Origin of the sequence: Saccharospirillum alexandrii, from assembly GCF_043641555.1 — a bacterium.
Classification (GTDB): Bacteria; Pseudomonadota; Gammaproteobacteria; order Pseudomonadales; family Natronospirillaceae; genus Saccharospirillum; species Saccharospirillum alexandrii_A.
On record NZ_JBHZRJ010000004.1, the window covers coordinates 217,467 to 235,614 of the forward strand.

An 18,148-nucleotide genomic window follows, 5' to 3' on the forward strand; every position below is an offset into this window, starting at 1 on the left:
AGCAGGCCAAGATTACCGCTACGAGGAAGCTGGTGCATCTGCCGACCCTGATCGTTATCACCCTGATACTGAATGCCCTGCTCGGTTTGCTGATGGTGGTCATTTACGATCTGAGCAAGCGCAAGCCGTGCTTCCTGCACTGGGCGCTGTCGTGCCTGGTGTTCTCGCTCGGTATCGCGCTGGCCAGTGCCCGGGTGAGCATCGACTTGCCATTAGTGACCTACGGGCTGGCCAATCTGATGTTACTGGCAGCCCCGATTCTCGCCATTATGGGCATTCGGTATTTCATTGGAGCGGATGTACCGCTGCGAATGACCCGATCCAGATCCCTGGTCCTCTTTGTACTTGCCAGCGTGCTGCTGAGTGCAAGCTACCCGGACAAAGCGGTATTCAACGCAATGACATCGATGCTGATGGCAGGGTGTTTTGCTATCGGCGCCTTGTGGATTCGCCAACTGCCCGTGCGCAACACCACGCCGCGCCGCTTGTTGCTTGCCCTCTATGTCGCTCATACCGTCGTGATGCTGATACTGGCCGGCTTGTCGCTCAGCGATGCTCCGGAAGCAAGTACCGGCAATCGGAGCTGGGTGTATGAACTGGTGCTTGCCAGCCACATTCTGCTGACCACCGGCACCGCCATGCTGTTCCCATTGCTGGTTTATGTTGCAACCGAGCAACGACTGAAGCGACTGGCCAACCAGGATGAACTGACCGGGCTGTATAATCGGCGTGCGTTCTTTACTATTTCCGATGGCCTGTTCGATGAGTCGGTACGTGTTGGCACGGATTTCTGTGTGTTGATGGTCGATCTCGATTACTTCAAACAGGTTAACGATCAGTGGGGACATGCGGTTGGCGACCAGTGCCTGCAACTGACGGCCCGAACCCTGCAAACGCAATTGCGCGAGCAGGACATTCTCGCCCGCCTGGGCGGTGAGGAATTCGCCGTCACACTGCCCGGTATCGATGCACAGGAAGCCGAAGACATCGCCCAGCGCCTGTGCCGGTGCCTGGCTCACAAGCCGCTGATGATCAGTGGCCAGGCCATTGCAATCACTGCCAGTGTAGGCGGTGTACAACGGCACAAAGACCACGCCAATGTTCAGGACATGCTGTTACAGGCCGATCACGCCCTGTACAGCGCCAAATCGAAAGGGCGTAACAAGGTGATCTTCCACCACTCTGCCCAGACGCCTGCGCCAGAACAGGGGGCTCCCGCTTAACGGTCAACCACACGTTCAAACCCGCCGTAAATGAGTCGCTTGCCATCAAACGGCATGGGGTTCACATCGGGGCCAAGGCGGGGGTCGGCCATCACCTTAGCCATTCGCTCATTTCGTACCGCTTTGGAAGGCCAGACAATCCAGGAAAACACCACGGTTTCATCCGGCTTGCACTGCACCGCCAGGGGAAAAGACGTGACATCGCCATTTGGCACGTCATCACCCCAGCACTCAATGACATTCAGGGCGCCATGTTCCTTGAACACGTCCGCCGCCTCATTGGCGTGTTTGATGTAACGCTCTTTATTGGCCGTCGGCACGGCCGCTACGAATCCATCAATGTAGCTCATGATATGTCTCCTCTTAGGAAGGCTCCGAATAATTCACGCGGCGCCTCTCTTAGTCTTTGGGCGGCAACTCGCGTACCGGCCTGACCTCAATGCTGCCAAGCTTCGCTGGCGGTATTCGGCTGGCCAGCTGTAAAGCCTCATTCAGATCGACCGCATCCAGCAGGTAAAAACCTGCGAGCTGCTCCTTGGTTTCCGCAAAGGGGCCATCCGACATCAATACCTCGCCATCCCTGACCCGAACCGTCGTAGCAGTTTCAACCGGATGCAACGCCTGACCGGCAAGGAACTTGCCCTGACTGCTGAGCCGTTCCACACACCCGATGCACTCCTGATTCAGGTCATGCCACTCTTGTTCGGTCATGGCGTTGATCGTGCTTTCCGGGTAATACACCAAAGCGACGTATTTCATCTAAGACTCCTTTGCAGTTAGCTTTATTCCGGTTTTTCAGTGCAATTAATCATCCAGCCAATGCCGAAACGGTCGGTCACCATGCCAAAACGATAGGCCCAGAAGGTTTGGTCGAATGGCATGTTCACATGACCGCCCCCGGCCAGGGCTTCAACAACCTCACCCGCCAGGGCCGGATCCAGATAATCCAGCTGCACCATGGCGCCTTTTGGTCGGCTGTATGCCCCTTCGGGCAGGTCGCATCCCATCAGGCGACGACCGCCGAGATTCACCGATCCGTGCAGGATTTTATCGTTCCAGCTTTCCGGAAACGGACTTTTATCCGGGCTTTCACCGTGAGTAAAAAACGGTTCCAAATCCCCACCCATTACCTCGGCATAGAAAGTCAGGGCTTCACGACAATTACCCTGAAACTCCAGGTGAATGTTCAGCCCATTGGGCAGCCGGGCCATTTTCTCCGTCAACTTCAGGTGGGTATCCAGCCCTGCTCCGGGTTCGAAATCGGCCATTTCATAGACACGACGCAATTCCAGGCACAGCCCATTTTCGGCGTCTTCAGGCGGCCACTGCCGGGCCCATTCAATGGCTTCTTCTTTGGAGCGAACGTTCAGCATCGTATAGCCCGCGATTAGTTCTTTAGTTTCCGCAAAGGGGCCATCAGTAACCATCGCTTCACCGTCTTTAAATTCGATACGACAGCCTTCCCGACTGGGCGTAAGCCCTTGCCCGGTTTCAAGCACGCCAGCCTGTTGCAACCGTTCGTTGTATTCACCCATGGCCTGTAACAAAGACTGCGACGGCATAACGCCGTTTTCAGTGTCGGCATCGGCCTTGCGAATCAGCATGTATTTCATAGCGGCAGTTCCTTTGTTGTTGTGTTCAGCCTTAAGTCGCACGGGGAACAGTCAAATCGACGGGCTATGCCACTTTTTTCACACAGAATATGGAAGTGGCAACAACCCCAGTACCGGCGGCCGGGTAGGCGTATACGGGGTAGTCCGCAGCAGGGACTAAAACGCCGGGAGCGTTTTAGCATGAGCGCAGCGAGCCCGAAGGGTGAATCCCATGGAGGGGATTCATATCCTGCGGTCTAGGCTCCATGGAAGGATTGAGTGGGCGGCATTCCGCCCGACCCCGTATACGCCTAGCCGGTTGCTGGTACGAGCGCCTGGCAACAAACCAGAGTAACCGCACTACTCGGGGCGGATGAGCTGACTAAGCCTACGATTCAAAAAGCGTTGCTCTGGCCCTTGTTGGGTTAACGCCAGTGCGCGTTGATAAGCACTTATTGCCTCTTTGTGATTACCCAGGCGCCGGTGCAGGTCGGCACGGGCAGCGTGGTAGAGGTAGTAGGCCTGAATGGCTTTTTGGCTTTCCAGTTGATCGAGCAATGCCAGGCCTGTTTCCGGACCATCGCGCATGGCTACCGCGACAGCCCGGTTTAAGGCAATAACAGGTGAGGGTATTTGTTGGTAGAGCGCCTCATATAACGCGACAATCTGGCGCCAGTCGGTGTGGTCGGCATCGCCCGACTCGGCATGGGCTGCGGCGATGGCGGCTTGCAGGGTATAAGGGCCTGCGGGGCTGGCTGCTGCACGGTTTAACCACTGGCGACCGATGGCAATTTGGTCGGCATCCCAGAGTGAGCGGTCCTGATCTTCCAGGGTGATCAGGTCGCCCTGGTCGTCCTGGCGGGCGGCTTTGCGGGCATCGTGGAATAGCATCAGTGCCAGCAAACCACAGACTTCGGCTTCGGGCAGCAGGCCTGCCAGTTGGCCGGCGAGGCGAATGGCTTCTTCGGCCAGGTCAACCTTGACCACCTGTTCGCCATCGCTGCCGGAATACCCCTCGTTGAACATCAGATAGACCACTTTCAGAACACTGCCGAGTCGCTCGGGCAGCTCTTTGCGCTCCGGCACTTCGTAGGGAATGCCCGATGCGCGAATCTTGCTCTTGGCACGAACGATGCGCTGCGCCACGGTCGTGGGTTTTTGCAGCAGGGCGCTGGCGACCTGCTCTGTGGTCAGGCCACACATTTCTCTCAGCGTCAGTGCGAGCTGCGCCTCCTGGGTCAGGCTCGGGTGACAGCAGGTGAAAATCAGCCGCAACATATCGTCGCTGATGGCGTCGTTATCCTGCTCCGGGTCGAAAGCTTCCTCGGTGTCTGCCAGGTGCTGGTATTTGCGGGCGGTCTGGCGCTTGCGAATCTGGTCGATGCCGCGACGTTGGCCGGTTCGAATCAGCCAGGCGGTGGGGTTGTCCGGCAGACCTTCTTCCGGCCATTGGTGCAAGGCGGCGAAGAAAGCTTCCTGCATAGCTTCTTCGGCCAGTTCGAAATCACCGAGCAAGCGAATCAAAGTGGCCTGAACCTTACGGGACTCGTTCTGGTATAGCGTGTCGAGTTGTTGTTGCAGCGTCATAATTGTCATCGGTTGCATGGCCAGGCGTCAGTCTAGCAGTCGCTGATCAACTGCGTTTGTGATCGATGTCTTAGTGCCCGATTACCAGTGGGCATGGCTTCGTCATATGGCATTTTTTCTTCAACACTTTGGGTATACTCCGCAGTCCAACTTACACTCAAGGATTGTTGAGATGAAAGGATCTGTTGTGTCGCGCTGGCCAGGCGCGGCGTTGTTGTGGTTACTGGCGCTGGCGTTTTCCCAGCCTGCACTGGCTGAATTCTATGTCTCGACGGTGTTTGAATCCCAATACGAAGGTGCGCCGGCGCTCACGCTGAGGTTCACCGATGCACTGGATCCGCAGACGGATCTGGAAACATTCGTCACTGTACAGCCGGCCCCAGCCGATGGCAGTTACTGGATCAGCAATGACGGCGGTGTCAGTTGGACGTTACCCTTTATCGAGCCCAGCACCCCCTACCAGATCCGCATCTCCGGTAAACCGCGTTCGGTTAGCGACGAACGCCTGACCACCCAGTCGGTAGTCGCCGGCGCAGCGGTCAATGGCCAATCAGATCAGTGGCAGATCACCACCCGGCCCATGGTCGCCTCTGCCAGCTTTGCCAGCCAGGGTGAGTTTCTGGTTGGGGATATTCAGAACGGTTTGCCGGTTACGGTGGTGAACCAGAGCGAAGTCGAGCTGGATGTGTTCCGCGTTCGCGACGACCGGCTCGAAGCCTTTCTGGCCTACACGTTTTACTCTGGCCGTACCTATTACTCGACGCTCAATGAACTCGACGGTTACGCCGACCTGGAGCACACCGCTCGCTACCCGGTAGACCCGCGCAGCAACACCCGCACCAGCGTTAACCTGAACCTCGACCCGGTGCTCGACGAACATGACAGTGGCTTTTTTGTAGCGGTGTTGCGCCAGCCCGGCGACTACGATTACCAGTTTGATACCCGCTTTTTTACGCTGTCGGACATCGGCCTGCATGCCCGTGTCTATGGCCGTGAAATTCAGGTGCAACTGAACGCCATAGGCAGCGGTGAGCCGCTGGCAGACGTTGAGCTTACCTATTACTGGCACGAGCAGAACCGCTCCGGCTACACCCAGGTGGCCCGCACCGATGAACTGGGCCAGCACCGTCTGGAAACCAATGACCGGCCCCAACTGATTGTCGCCCGCCAGGGCAACCAGACCAGCTACGTTCGCCTCGATCGGGCGGCGCTGGATTTATCAGCCTACAGCAACGTCACCGAGCGCCATCGCGAACAGCAAAGCTTTCTCTACGGCCCGCGGGATCTATACCGGCCAGGTGAAACGGTGAATATCAACATGCTGCGCCGCGACTACGACGGTCAGCCCATCGCCAACCCGTCACTGGAGGCGCATCTCTACGACGCCCGTGGCCGCAAGATCGAAGAGACGGTCTGGCGCGCTGGCCCCTCTGGTCTGTATCAACACAGCGTAACGCTCCCGGACGATGCCGCCACCGGGACCTGGCAGTGGATCGTCGAGCCCGACCGCGCTGTCCAGCGCGAGATATACAGCTTTCAGGTCGAGACCTTTCTGCCGGAACGAATGACGCTGTCGTTCTTCCCGGGTAACACCGAACGTATGCCGCGCCTGACCGAATTGCCGGCGGGCATTCCCGTTCAGGGTGACTACCTTTACGGCGCTCCGGCCGCGGGCAACGAGGTAGACGCCCTGGCTACGGTACGCCCGACCACCCGGGTGTTTGAAGCCTGGCCCGACCTCACCGTCGGCGATGCCCGCCAGAGACTGGACAACGATACCCTGAGCCTGACGGCCATTACGCTCGACGAAACCGGCGCCGGGTTGCTTACCCTGCCCGATGCCTGGAGCAACGTAGACGTACCCCTGGCGTTCAATATCGCCGGTAGCCTGTATGAGAGCGGTGGCCGACCCGTCACGCGCAACCAACAACTCATTCTGATGCCGCCGCTGGAAACGCTGGTAGGCATTGAACCGCTGTTCCGGGACCGGCCCGCCGCAAATGCCGATGTCGGCTTTAAAGTCTTCGCCCTGTCAAAAGACGGCGAGGCCATCGATGGCGACGTTAAAGTTCAACTGTTTCGGGATCATCGCGAATATTATTGGTGGTTCGACGACGATAGCGGCTGGAGCTGGCGTTACGATGCCAACCGATACGTCACCGAGTCGCGCACCATTACCGTCACCGACGAAGGGGCCGAGGTGCAGTTGCCGGTGCAGTGGGGCGACTACGAACTGCACGTCACCCATGCCGACGGCGCCCGGTCGGTGCATTATTTCCGCACCCAATACAGCGGCTACAGCGATGCCGACTCCTCCGTCGTGCGGCCCGACCAGATTCCGCTGACGCTCGATCAGGATGCCTATGAACCGGGCGAAACCGCCACACTGCGTTTAGTCGCCCCGGCTTCTGGTCGTGCGCTGATTAACGTCGAGAGCCAGGCGGGCGTGCTGTACTCAACGCATCAGGACGTCGAGGCCGGTGAATCTGAAATCACACTGCCGACTGATACTCACTGGAACCGGCACGATCTCTATGTCTCGGTCATGATTCTGACCCCGGCTGATCAGGTGACCGATGTCGCCCCGAAACGCACACTGGGGCTGGTGCACCTGCCGATGCAACGACTGGATCGTGAGTTCGAGGTAGCGGTTAACGCACCGGACCGGGTTGAACCGAACCGGCCGATCACCGCCCGGTTGAGCGTTGACGATGCCGAGGCTTTTTCCGACCAGCGCCTCTACGCAACCGTCGCCCTGGTCGATATGGGCGTGCTGAACATTACCCGGTACAAACGCCCCCAGCCGGAGCAGTTTTTCTTCTCACCGCGCCGGTTCGAAGCCCAGTATCAGGATGTGTACCACCGCATCATCAACAATTTAGGGCTCGACATGGTGCGCCAGCGCTTCGGTGGCGGTTTTGCCGAGAGTGACGATGCGCTGTCGCGCGGCGGTGAAGAACCGAAAAGCGATGTGCGTATTCTGTCTTACTTGTCGGAACCCGTTGAATTCGTCGACGGCGAAGCCGAGGTCAGTTTCGACTTGCCAGACTTCAATGGTCGGGTGAAGTGGATGGTGGTCGCCTGGGGCGAACGCAGTTTTGGCAGCACCGAGGCCGAAACCGAGGTCGCTGACCGGCTGGTGGTTGAAGCCGCATTGCCACGTTTTATGGCCTTTGGCGACAAGAGCACGCTGGCCCTGGATGTGCACAATCTTTCCGGTGCCGACCAGACCCTGGTGCTGGATGTTGCCATCGGCGGCGCGATCAGCGCCACCGAGCCCGGTGACAGCCTGACGTTAAAAGACGGCGAGAAAACCACGCTGCGCATTCCGCTGGAAGCCGGGTACGACACCGGCAACGGTGACATTGCCGTGCGCCTGAGCAATGGCGATGACCTCGACATCAACCGCCGCTGGTCACTCGGTGTACGCAGTGCCCACCCCTGGCAGACCCGCTACGAGCGCACTCGCATCGAGTCTAACACTCTGTGGCAGCCAGCGCCGCGTACCGACGACCTGATCGCTTCGACCGTTCAAGCCCAGTTGACGCTGTCGAACCGGCCCGCCATCGATTTCGCCGAACACTTGCGCTCGCTGTTGCATTACCCCTACGGCTGTCTGGAGCAAACCATCAGCTCGACCTACCCCTGGCTGCTGATTGACCCGCAACTGGCACAGGATCTGGGGCTGGTACAGGCACTGGAGAGCCGGTTCGATGAACCCTATACCGAGGCCTTCCGTCGCGCTCAGATTGAAACCGGCCTGGCCCGCACCCTGGCCAAGCAGAAGGAATCCGGCCTCTTTGGTTACTGGGACTCGGGGTCTGTGGAATCCCACTGGGGCACCGTTTATGCCGCAGACCTGTTGGTCGATGCCCGTCGTTTGGGCGTGCCGGTGGATGACAGCCGACTGGAACGCACACTGACCACACTGCAAGGTCTGTTGCGTGGTTCGCTGGGGGTGACCGGCTGGAGCGATGACCCGGCCTACCAGCAGTTCGCCGTCCGCGCCTATGCCGCCGAGGTACTGGCGAAGGCCGGGCAAGGCTCGCTGAGTGATGTGCGCCGGCTCTATGACCAGGCGCTGGAGCGCGACTACGATCAGTCCGGCCTGGGCTGGATGCAGCTGGCCGTCGCCCTGCAAACGGAAGGGGATACCCAGCGGGCTGAGGTTGCGGCTGAAAAAGGCATCACCGTTGAACGTGGCCGTCATCGCTATTACAGCGACTACGGCAGCCCGCTGCGCGACGCTGCCCTGTCGCTCGCGTTGGCGCTTGAACACGGCTTCGACGCCGGTGATTTGTGGCAACAGGTACCTGACCTGCTGCGAGAAAAGCAGTGGTTCAGCACCCAGGAGCGCATTGCCCTGGCCAAGCTGGCGTTGCAGTTCTCTGCCAGCCCGGAACCCTGGCAAGCCACCCTGAAGCTCGATGCTCTGGATCAGCGGCTCGACCGGAAAGGGGCCTTCAACACCCTGATCAACGCCGACCAACTGGCCAGTCTGCGCGGCATTGAAGCCGGCGACGAGGCGATCTTCGCCAATCTGGTCTACAACGGTGCACCACTCGAAGCGCCCGAACCCTATGCTCAAACATTGAGAGTCGAGCGCGACACCTATGATATTCAGGGTGAACCGCTCGACATCACCGAGCCACTGACCACCGGGGATCTGGTGATCGTGCGGCTATCGGTGACCAGCGAGGCCCGGGTGCCGGAAGCCTTGCTGGTCGATCTGCTGCCGGCGGGGCTGGAAATTGAAAACCAGAATCTGGCCAATGCCAGCATCAGTCTCGATGATATTCGCATCGAAGGGGATTCGGTCGGTGAGTATTTCCGCAACCGTATCGCCTATGAAGAGGTTCGTGATGACCGCTATGTCGCGGCGCTCGATGTGAACGAATGGCAGGGCCAGGTGCTGTATTACCTGGCGAGGGCGGTGACACCGGGCGAGTACGCCATACCCGGGGCCTACGTTGAAGACATGTACCGGCCGGATATCCAGAGCCTGGGTCGCTCGCCCGGCCGCCTGGTTGTTCTGCCCCGCTGATGCTCGGGCTGGCCCGGTTACGGCAGCGCCGTTGGGTTATCGCACTGGCGATACCCGGCGTGCTTGTCGGGCTGACCCTGCTCATCTTGGTGGTGATCGACCGCCTGGCCCCGGTGGACCTGACACCCCGGCCAGGCAGCCAGGTCGTGACCACCAACCACGACCAGTTGCTGCGGGCATTTGCCGATGCTGAAGGCGTCTGGCGTTACCCGGTCACACTGGCGGAGGTGTCGCCTTACTATCTGGAAGCCCTGATCGGCTACGAGGACCGCTTCTTCTACCGTCATCCCGGCGTCAACCCGTTCGCGCTGATCCGTGCTGCGGGTCAGGCGCTCTGGTATGGCGAGGTGGTTTCCGGCGGCTCAACGCTGACCATGCAGGTCGCCCGGTTGCGTTACCCGGAACCGCGAACGCTCACCGGCAAGCTCAAAGAGATGGTGCGCGCGCTGCAGCTCGACTGGCATTACAGCAAGGCGGAGATTCTCACCTATTACCTGAACCACGCGCCCTTCGGTGGCACGCTTGAGGGCGTTCAGGCGGCATCCCTGTCGTATCTGGGGTATCCGGCGCAGGATCTAACCCGAGCTCAGGCTGCGTTGCTCGCGGTGCTGCCACAAGCGCCCAGCCGATACCGGCCCGACCGACACCCGGAACGTGCGGAGGCGGCCCGAAACAAACTGATGCAGCGCCTGGCGGACCAGGGCATCTGGCCGACGGAGGTCGTGGCCGATGCCCGGGAAGAGCGCGTGATTGCCGTGCCGATTCAGCGCTACCAGACTGCGCCCTTGCTGGCGCGGCGTCTGGTCGATGCTGCCGCAACAAGCGCCACACCAAAACTGACCCATCGAACGGCCCTGAACCTCGACTGGCAACGCCAGGTCGAAGCGCTGGTGCCGGCCTATGTGCAGGCGATTGATCGCCACGTCTCGGCTGCGGTGATGATTATGGACAACCGCACCGGCCTGGTTCGAACCTACGTCGGCTCGGCGGATTTTACCGACCCGGCCCGGGCCGCCCACGTCGATATGGTGTCGGCGATCCGCTCACCCGGCTCGACACTGAAACCCTTTATTTATGGGCAGGCACTGGACCTGGGCTTGGTGCACAGCGCCAGTTTGTTGCTTGATGTCCCGCTGCGCTTTGGCGATTACCGGCCGGTGAACTTTACCGGCGGTTTCAGTGGCCCGGTGTCACTGGCCAGCGCCCTGCAACAGAGCCTGAATCTGCCGGCGGTGCAGGTGCTGGAGCAGATTGGCCCGGCGCGGTTTTATCTGGCCTTGCAGCAAGCCGGTGGCGAGCTCCAGCTGCCTGCCAACGCGCGCCCCAGTCTGGCGGTTGCGCTGGGCGGGGTCGGCACCTCGCTGGAAAGCTTGGTTCGGTTGTATTCGGCGCTGGGCCGGGACGGCCAGACGATCAAACCGCGTCTGTCATCGGATGACCCCCGCGTTCAGAGCCCCCTGATGTCAGCCGGTGCGGCCTGGATCATTCGTCGTACCCTGCTCGATGCCGACAATGCCTTGCCCGGGCTCGCCGTCAAAACCGGCACCAGCTACGGCAATAGGGACAGCTGGGCGCTGGCTGTCAGCCAACATCACACCCTGGGCGTCTGGGTGGGGCAGCCGGATGGCTCGGCGCTGCCCAGCCACTTTGGTCGCCAGACCGCCGTGCCGTTATTGGCCCAGGTCGCAGCCATGGTCGGCGATAGCCCGGCGCTGCCCGCCCAACCCGCCAGCGTAACCCGCGAAACCATCTGCTGGCCCAGTGGTCGACCAGAAACCAGCGCTTTGTGTGACCAGCCCCAGGAAGCCTGGGTGCTGGACGGTACGTTTCCCCGCACCTGGATGCACAGCCGCAATGCCAGCCTAAGCTTCAACCGGCCAGTTACGCCCCTGAACCTCAACCCCGAATCCGGCTTGCAGGTGCCACTTGGCTGCGATCTGCCAGCCACCCAAACGCAAGTCGCACTTTGGCCAGCGCCCGTGCAAGGCTGGCTGCAGCCCGACTGGCGCAGCCGCGAACGCCTGCCCGGTTTCGACCCGCGCTGCCCGCCGCAATTGGTACCGGTGGCCCAGCAACCACTGGCGCTGAAAGGCGCCTCCGATGGCACCCGCCTGATGGTCGAGCCGGGCCAGGACATCGATCTGTCACTTTGGGCTGAGGGCGGCCAAGCCCCGTTTCACTGGTATCTGAACGGCGAACAACTAACCACTGAAGGGCCCGAATTGGATCTGGCCCTGGCACCGCTACACCGCTATCAGATCGTGCTGGTTGACCAAAGCGGCCAGAGCGACCGGATTCAGATTCAGACTCGGGTGCGGTAGGGAGCTGTTAGCTGTTAGCTGTTAGCTCGAAGCTTAAAACGTGTGTTTTTCAACCACTACCTTCCTATTCTCAGACCGATTCGCAATCTGCCCAATAGCTCGGGCATCCGGTAGTTGGCCGAGAAAGATTTCTGCCTGATCCGGGTCGAGAGCAACCAGCAGCCCGCCCGACGTCTGCGGATCAATCAGCAAAGCGATATCAACCTCACTTACAGACTCAAGCCCGCTGCATTCCAGGGTGTAGGGCAGTAACTGAGGGTGCAAACTGGAGCGAAACCCCTGCTCTAACAGGTCGCGGGCACCGGGCAGGGCGGGAATGGCGTTCAAATTTAGGTGGGCTTCAATGTCGTCGCCCGTAACCATCTCCAGCAAATGCCCCAGCAGGCCAAAACCGGTGACGTCAGTAACGGCGTGCGGTTCCAGTGTTTGCAATGCTTCCCAGGCGGCTTTCTGGCTGACGAGCATGCTCTCCCAGGCCGCGGTAACGGCTCCGGCCGGGGCCTGGCCGGCGGCATCTGACGCCCAGATCACGCCGGTACCGAGCGCCTTGGTCAGAATCAGAACATCGCCGGGTTGTGCACCGGTTTTACGCCACAGGCGGGCCGGGTCGACTTCGCCGTTGGCGACGACCGCAACATGGGTTTCCGCGCCTTCGGTGCTGTGACCACCCGCCAGCGCTACGTTTTGATCACTCAGCGCCTGGTGAATACCACGCATCAGTCGCTGGAAATCTGCCTTGTGCAAACGGGGGTGGGCGTGGGCCAGGTTTATCCAGACCTGAGCCGAGACCGGCTCTGCGCCCATGGCATACAGGTCGCTCAGGGCGTGGTTCACGCAGACCTGGCCGAAGCGATACAGGTCATCACTGAAGCTGCGAAAACCATCGAGGCTTTGCACCTGGGTCAGGCCCGGTGTCGGTTGCCAGAGACTGGCGTCTTCGGCGGCTTCCAGGGCCGGGGTCAGACCGGGTTTGTTCATGCGCGGCAGGGTGCTCAGGGTATCGTGCAAAATCGCCGGGCCCAGTTTGCTGCCGCAGCCTGCGCAGTGCATCTCGGTCTCTGTTCCGGTGGGCATGGCGGCCATCATTTTCGGTGCGCCCAACGCCTGAAATTTCTCCATAAAGGCCCGGTCTATCCGGTCTTTCCAGCGCCAGACCCAGGCACCGCTGGCGACCAAAAGACCCCGGTGCCCAACCGCTTGCTGGCCACCGAGCGACAACAGCGACAAAAACTGTCGTTGCAGGCGCGTAGGCTTCATCGGTTTTCCGGAAAAGGCGAGTCTGAGATTTTCAGACAGAAACGGCGCCTGACGCACCGCATAGACACCGGCCTTGGGCCGTGGGTCGAACACCATGTCGGCGACATCACCGGCGGCAAATACATCCGGGTGGGACGTGCTTTGCAGGTAGCGATTAACGGCAATAAAGCCGGCAGACGTCACGTCCAGGCCGCTCTGGCTGAGAAACTCCGGGCCGGACGCCCGAGTACACCAGACGGTCTGGTCGAGCGACAAGGCGTTGCCATTGGCGGCTACCAGGCCGTTTTTCTTCACCGCGCTGACGTTGAAGTTGGGGTGGCAGACGACGCCGTGCCGTTGCAATGCCCGCTCAGCCGCGCGGATTGAACGGCGCGGGTAGCCGCTCAGTATGTGATCGCCCGGGTAAACCAGGTGCAGCTGAATGCGTCGATCCGCACCCAACCGGTGTGCCATGGCCAGTACCAGCTCGACCCCTCCGGCACCGGCGCCGACGACGCCCCAGTGCTGGGTGTCGGTATTGGGTTCCCGGTCATGACGGTCGAGCAATTGCTGCCATTTGGCATAGAACCGACTGACGGGCTTTACCCCGACGGCAAAGCTGCGCGCGCCCGGTAAACTCAAGTCGGGCGTGGAGCCGGTATCGAAGGAGACTTTGTCGTAGGTTAGTGCTGGCTGATCCCGAATCGATAGGGACTTGGCCTGCGCATTCACACCGGTCACCCGACCCTGAATAAAGCGGATACCGGCCCAGCGGCACAACCGGTTCAGGTCGATGTGCACCTCGTCAGCCCGGTAATGCCCGGCAACCAGGCCGGGCAACATGCCGGAGTAGGGCGTCAACGTCGACTCCGATACCAGTGTCACCCGCACCCCCGGTATTGGCCTCATGGCCAACGTACGAATCAGCAACGCATGCGTATGGCCGCCACCGACCAGTACCAGATCGCGTTCAAACATGGCGCTGGTGTTCCAGCCAGTCGAGCACGGCCCGGGCGTCACCCCGGAACACGACCTGGTCAGCCCGGCCACTGAGTTGGTACTGATACATAGGGTCGTAATAATCGGTCAGCAGGGTTTCGATAATGTGGTTAAAACCACCCGGGTCCCGTTGCCGGGCCATCGCATCCACCGCGTCCGGTACGGCTTGTTGCAGTTGCTCATGGCGCACCCCGCCCAGGCGTTTACGAATGCGACGCAAGTTCTGGCTCACGTAGTCACCGAGCAAGGGCCAGGGGTTTTCCGGCTCTTGCTGGCTGAAGTGTTGCAGCGCGTGGTTCACATAGTCATCCAGCAAGCGGTCAACTCGTTCCTGCATCGGCGCTTCCAGAGCGATCACCGGAGCTTCCTGCATTTTATGATGCAACTCGGGTATCAAATGGATACGGCCGATCAGGTGCGCTTCGTCTTCCACCAACACAGTCGCATCACCATGGACATCCAAACGCGCCCAATCCAGCGAAATCTGGTTTTCCCAGTCTATCTGCGCCGGTTGCGGCGCAAAGGTCGCACCAAAGGCACTGCCCCGGTGCCCAGCCCGGCCTTCCAGATCCAGACTGACCGGCCAGGCATGAATCACCTCGGTTTTGCCACTGCCCGTTGGCCCCGCCAGTACTTGCAAGTTGCGAGTTGCCAGGCGCTCTTCAAACGCATCAATGAGAACGCGGCGCAGCGCCTTGTACCCACCGCGCACCAGCGGGAAGTGAATGCCCGCTTCACGCAGCCAGGCCTGGGTGGTGTTGGAACGCAGACCACCCCGAAAACAATAGAGATAGCCATTCGGATGCCGCCGGGCAAACGTCGCCCAGGCATCAAGACGCTCGGCACGAATGTCGGGCGTCGCCAATTCCAGACCCAGTTCAATGGCAGCGTCCTGCCCCGCCTCTTTATAACGGGTACCAATGGCAGCCCGCTGATCATCATCCAGAATGGGCACGTTAACCGCGCCGGGAATGGCTCCGTGCTCAAATTCAATCGGGGCACGCACATCCATAAACGGCGTCTGGTCGAGCAGCAGATCCAGGCTGGCGTCAATGTCGTCGCGGTGGGGGTCGCGCACGGCGGACCTCTAGGCAAGAATGGCAGGACGCGATTATGCGGTTCGGTATGCTCTCAGGCAACCTGTGGTTTGGTTGTCTGCTGTGGCTGAAGTCGGCTCGGTTGTCTCTTGTGCCAGTGGTTCGTGTCGACCACCGGGTAGGTCTGTCCGGGGTCGGCGTAAATCCGTCCATGGAGCCTAGGCCGCAGCATCCATGCTGCGGACTACCCCGGACAGACCTACCCGGTAGCCCACACTTGATTGGTAGCCAACATTGATACCGGATTGACAGACGATTCAGCTAGGGTCCATTTCAGCCGACGCCCAGGACTCTTAAATCTAATATTTCATATGTTCTATCACGCTGAAAACAGGCAACCAAGCAAGTGCAGGTGGCCGGGTAGTCCTGTTTGGGGAAGTCCGTAGCATGGACTAAAACGCCGGGAGCGTTTTAGCATGAGCGCAGCGAGCCCGAAGGGTGAATCCCATGGAGGGGATTCATATCCTACGGTCTAGGCCCCATGGAAGGGTTCACGCCGACCCCAAACAGGACTACCCGGCTGCCTGCACTAACTCATGGCACCGTAGCAAGAGCAACGTTTAACCTCGGGGTGAGAGCGAACCAACGTTGGTTTTATTTATAAATCAAGGTGTTAGCGAGTTGTAAGTGGCCTTGAAATGCTTGCGGCTTTGGCTAATGATGCGTGCTTCCCGTTTCGCTTCACCGAGTCATCGTCTTATGATCAGCATCGAACATCGTATTGCCCAGGAACTTCAGGTCGCCGACGCCCAGGTTAAGGCGGCCGTGGCCCTATTGGATGAAGGCGCTACCGTGCCTTTTATCAGTCGTTACCGGAAAGAGGTGACCGGCGGACTGGACGACACCCAGTTGCGTAACCTGGAAGACCGGTTGCGCTACCTGCGCGAGCTGGAAGACCGGCGCGCAGCCATCCTTACCAGCATCGAAGAGCAGGGCAAGCTGACCGATAGCCTGAGTCGCGATATTAAAGCCGCTGCGACCAAGACTGAGCTTGAAGATCTGTACCTGCCGTACAAACAGAAGCGACGTACGAAAGGTCAGATTGCCATTGAAGCCGGGCTGGAGCCTCTGGCTGATGCCCTGTTCAGTGATCCGACGCTGGACCCGGTGAGCGAAGCAGAATCTTACTTGAATGCTGATGCGGGCTTTGCCGACACCAAAGCCGTGCTCGATGGCGCGCGCTATATTCTGATGGAGCGCTTCGCCGAAGATGCGGGGCTGATCGGCAAATTGCGTGAATACCTCTGGCAGCATGGCGAGATGCAGGCTCGGGTCATCGACGGCAAGCAAAACGAAGCCGCCAAGTTTCAGGATTACTTCGAGCACAACGAAGCCATCAAGAAAGTGCCCAGCCACCGGGCGCTGGCCATGTTCCGGGGTCGCAACGAAGGCTTTTTGCAGCTCTCACTGGTGTTGGCGGGCGAAGAGCCGCGCAGTACCAGCCAGGGTGAAATCATTGTCGCCGAGCATTTCAACATCAAAGACGGCGGCCGCGCGGCCGATGCCTGGCTGGGCGAAGTGGTTCGCTGGACCTGGCGGGTCAAGTTGCTAACCCACATTGAAACCGACCTGTTTAACCGGGTGCGTGAATCTGCCGAGAAAGCGGCGATTGATGTGTTCGCCAAGAATCTGAAAGACCTGCTGCTTGCCGCACCGGCTGGCCCCAAAGCGACCATTGGTCTGGACCCGGGCCTGCGTACCGGTGTGAAAGTCGCGGTGGTTGATGCCACCGGTAAGGTGCTCGATCACGGAGCTATGTTCCCGACACCGCCGCAGAACAAAATCCGCGAAGCCGAACAAATGCTGGTGTCGCTGTGCAAAAAACACAACGTTGAACTGATCGCCATCGGTAACGGCACCGCCAGCCGAGAGACCGAGCGCTTCGTGAAAGCCGTGCTGAAATCGCACCCGGACATCAACGCCCAGGCGTTGTTGGTGAATGAATCCGGCGCATCCATTTACTCGGCTTCTGAATTTGCCGCACGCGAATTCCCGGACCTGGACGTGACCATTCGCGGCGCGATCTCCATTGCCCGGCGCCTGCAGGACCCGCTGGCAGAACTGGTGAAAATTGAACCCAAATCGATCGGTGTCGGCCAGTATCAGCACGACGTTTCCCAACTGGCGCTCGCGCGTCAGTTGGATGCCGTGGTGGAAGACTGTGTAAACGGCGTGGGTGTCGACCTGAATACCGCATCCGCCCCCTTGCTGAGCCGGGTATCGGGTTTGAACAGCACCATTGCCAATAACATCGTCGCGCATCGTGATGCCGCAGGCGCGTTTAAGAATCGCAAGCAGTTGAAAGACGTCAGTCGATTGGGCCCGAAAGCGTTCGAACAGGCGGCGGGGTTTTTGAAAGTCATGAACGGCGACAACCCGCTCGACGGCTCAGCGGTGCACCCGGAATCCTACTCGGTGGTGGAGCGCATCGTCGCCGATACTGGCCGCGATGTAAGCGCCCTGATTGGCGATAGCCGCTTCATCCGGGCACTCAAGGCCGAGCAGTACGTCGACGATACCTTTGGCTTGCCGACCATCACCGACATTCTGCAGGAACTGGAAAAACCCGGACGCGATCCTCGCCCTGAGTTCAAAACGGCCGAATTCCAGGATGGCGTTGAAACCATCAAGGACCTGCGCCAGAACATGGTGCTGGAAGGTGTAGTGACCAACGTCACCCACTTCGGTGCCTTTGTTGACGTCGGTGTGCATCAGGATGGCCTGGTCCACATCTCGGCAATGAGCCATCAGTTCATCGACGATCCGTCGAAGCTGGTTAAGGCCGGTGACATCGTTAAAGTCAAAGTCATGGACGTCGATGTGGCCCGCAACCGGATCGCCCTGTCCATGCGGCTGGACGATGAAGCCCAACCGGCAGACCGCGACCAGAACACCGGCAGCAGCAACCGCCGCCACTCAGCCCCGCGCCGGGATAGAAACCCGGGCTCAGCGGCGCCAGCCGGTCAAACGGCCATGGCGTCGCTGCTGCAGGAAGCCATGAAGAAAAAAGGCGGTCGATTGTAATCGACGTCGTGACAGGGCCTGCTAA

Annotated in this window: 10 protein-coding genes; 4 read left to right on the forward strand and 6 right to left on the reverse strand. The window is 59.9% G+C overall.

Annotated elements, in window-relative coordinates; all coding sequences use genetic code 11:
• Positions 1 to 32 precede the first annotated feature (32 nt).
• Positions 33 to 1,223, forward strand: coding sequence for a GGDEF domain-containing protein (locus ACHUE7_RS15515; RefSeq protein ID WP_394170802.1), 1,191 nt, complete (start codon positions 33 to 35; stop codon positions 1,221 to 1,223).
• Here the strand turns inward: ACHUE7_RS15515 and ACHUE7_RS15520 are convergent.
• The 4 genes from ACHUE7_RS15520 to ACHUE7_RS15535 all read right to left on the reverse strand — a co-directional run bounded on the left by ACHUE7_RS15520 (position 1,220) and on the right by ACHUE7_RS15535 (position 4,420).
• Positions 1,220 to 1,573 (reverse strand): DUF1428 domain-containing protein, encoded by a 354-nt coding sequence (locus tag ACHUE7_RS15520; protein ID WP_394170803.1) that lies wholly within the window; start codon positions 1,571 to 1,573, stop codon positions 1,220 to 1,222. The two genes, ACHUE7_RS15515 and ACHUE7_RS15520, sit on opposite strands and share 4 nt — an antisense overlap.
• Positions 1,574 to 1,622: 49 nt before the next feature.
• Positions 1,623 to 1,982, reverse strand: a complete 360-nt coding sequence (locus ACHUE7_RS15525; RefSeq protein WP_213678969.1) for a YciI family protein — start codon at positions 1,980 to 1,982, stop codon at positions 1,623 to 1,625.
• Positions 1,983 to 2,005: 23 nt separating this feature from the next.
• Positions 2,006 to 2,836 (reverse strand): YciI family protein, encoded by an 831-nt coding sequence (locus tag ACHUE7_RS15530; protein ID WP_394170804.1) that lies wholly within the window; start codon positions 2,834 to 2,836, stop codon positions 2,006 to 2,008.
• A gap of 339 nt (positions 2,837 to 3,175) precedes the next feature.
• Entirely contained in the window at positions 3,176 to 4,420 is a 1,245-nt protein-coding gene (locus ACHUE7_RS15535; RefSeq protein ID WP_394170805.1) for an RNA polymerase sigma factor, read from the reverse strand.
• Positions 4,421 to 4,574: 154 nt separating this feature from the next.
• Between ACHUE7_RS15535 and ACHUE7_RS15540 the strand changes: the two genes are divergently transcribed.
• A complete protein-coding gene (locus ACHUE7_RS15540) occupies positions 4,575 to 9,446 on the forward strand; it encodes an alpha-2-macroglobulin family protein (protein WP_394170806.1) in 4,872 nt (1,623 codons plus the stop codon).
• On the forward strand, positions 9,446 to 11,767 hold the full coding sequence (pbpC, locus tag ACHUE7_RS15545; RefSeq protein WP_394170807.1) for a penicillin-binding protein 1C: 2,322 nt from the start codon (positions 9,446 to 9,448) through the stop codon (positions 11,765 to 11,767). The genes ACHUE7_RS15540 and pbpC overlap by 1 nt, the downstream gene beginning before the upstream one ends.
• Positions 11,768 to 11,800: 33 nt before the next feature.
• Here pbpC and selD read toward each other — a convergent pair whose 3' ends face one another.
• Complete coding sequence (gene selD / locus ACHUE7_RS15550; protein WP_394170808.1) at positions 11,801 to 13,981, reverse strand: selenide, water dikinase SelD; 2,181 nt, start codon at positions 13,979 to 13,981, stop codon at positions 11,801 to 11,803.
• Positions 13,974 to 15,080, reverse strand: a complete 1,107-nt coding sequence (gene mnmH, locus ACHUE7_RS15555; RefSeq protein ID WP_394170809.1) for a tRNA 2-selenouridine(34) synthase MnmH — start codon at positions 15,078 to 15,080, stop codon at positions 13,974 to 13,976. Before mnmH ends, selD begins: the two co-directional genes overlap by 8 nt.
• Positions 15,081 to 15,798: 718 nt before the next feature.
• Here mnmH and ACHUE7_RS15560 point away from each other — a divergent pair.
• Entirely contained in the window at positions 15,799 to 18,123 is a 2,325-nt protein-coding gene (locus tag ACHUE7_RS15560) for a Tex family protein (protein WP_394170810.1), read from the forward strand.
• Positions 18,124 to 18,148: the final 25 nt, after the last annotated feature.